Here is a 1,148-nt window from a genome sequence, read left to right on the forward strand (position 1 = left end):
ACGGCAAGGTACAACCAACCGGCTGCCGTCCATAAGTAAGTGATGTCACCCACCCACTTTTCGTTAGGTCGGCTGGCTTCAAATTCACGGTTTAGGTGGTTTTCAGCAATACGGGATACTTCACCTAAATTAGCGGGATAAACATGGCGTTTTTTAGGGTAAACGGCCACCACATCAGCCTCTTGCATTAGGCTACGAGCTTGGTAACGTCCAATATCAAGACCTTTTTCCTTGAGGGCATCTGACATCCGCCGGCTACCATAGATTTGACTGGACTCGGCATGAATGGCCTTAACTTGGCATTGTAGGTTTAACCGTTCCGCCGTAGGTTCACCCGACATTCCGCACCCCTATTCATAATTTTATGATTAAATTTAATTTAATAATTTCAGTATGTTATAAATTTTTCGAATTTTTGGCGTATTTTCAAAGTCATTTATATCAGCTTATATTTAACAAAAAACAAACGAGAGATGAATTTTTCTTGTTTTAACTCGAAAGTCTAAAATACTAAAATTCATTAAATATCAATATGTTGCTTAAATGCTGAATTTTTATTTAGGGGTGCGGAATGTCGGAGATAAGCTCTCCGAGCTGCATATTAAGGCCAGTATGAGCCGGAAGGGGAACTGTTGGGATAATGCTGTGATGGAGCGTTTTTTCAGGAGCCTGAAAACAGAATCCACCAGCCGTGACCAATACCAAACCCACGAGGAAATGACATGGGCAGTCACAAAATATATCCATTTTTACAATACTAAAAGGATACATTCAATTATTGGAAGTGCTGCACCTAACCAATTTGAACAACAATTTTTAAAAAGCGCCTAATGCAGTGTCCAAATTTACTTGACCATTACACAGGCCGGGGCGGTGTCAATTGCCGCGATTTCCTGGGGACGTGGCGTGGCCACCTGATGGTTGACGACTACAGTGGCTACAAGGCCTCATTCAATGCCAAGCGCATGGCCGTGCCCTGTACGGAGCTTGGCTGCTGGGCGCATGGGCGGCGTAAGTTTTTTGACCTGTACACGGCCACTGAAAGCCCGATGGCAAAAGAGGCACTGGAACGTATTGGCCAGCTCTATGCCGTTGAGGAAGAAGCCAGGGATTTTAGCATCGAAGCCCGCAGGGCGTTGCGGGCGGAA

General features: G+C 44.9%; 2 protein-coding genes and 1 pseudogene. 2 read left to right on the forward strand and 1 reads right to left on the reverse strand.

Annotated elements, in window-relative coordinates:
* Positions 1-206: 206 nt before the first annotated feature.
* Positions 207-341, reverse strand: a pseudogene (locus CRENPOLYSF2_RS19460) (IS3 family transposase); the annotation flags it as partial.
* A 202-nt stretch (positions 342-543) separates the two neighbouring features.
* Here CRENPOLYSF2_RS19460 and CRENPOLYSF2_RS04275 point away from each other — a divergent pair.
* A complete protein-coding gene (locus CRENPOLYSF2_RS04275; RefSeq protein WP_087142724.1) occupies positions 544-831 on the forward strand; it encodes an IS3 family transposase in 288 nt (95 codons plus the stop codon).
* Positions 831-1,148, forward strand: a 318-nt coding sequence (locus CRENPOLYSF2_RS04280) for an IS66 family transposase (RefSeq protein WP_140396792.1), incomplete at its 3' end; no start/stop codon positions are given. The genes CRENPOLYSF2_RS04275 and CRENPOLYSF2_RS04280, both read left to right, overlap by 1 nt.

The sequence above is a fragment of the Crenothrix polyspora genome, assembly GCF_900163755.1.
In the GTDB taxonomy this organism is placed as follows: domain Bacteria; phylum Pseudomonadota; class Gammaproteobacteria; order Methylococcales; family Methylomonadaceae; genus Crenothrix; species Crenothrix polyspora.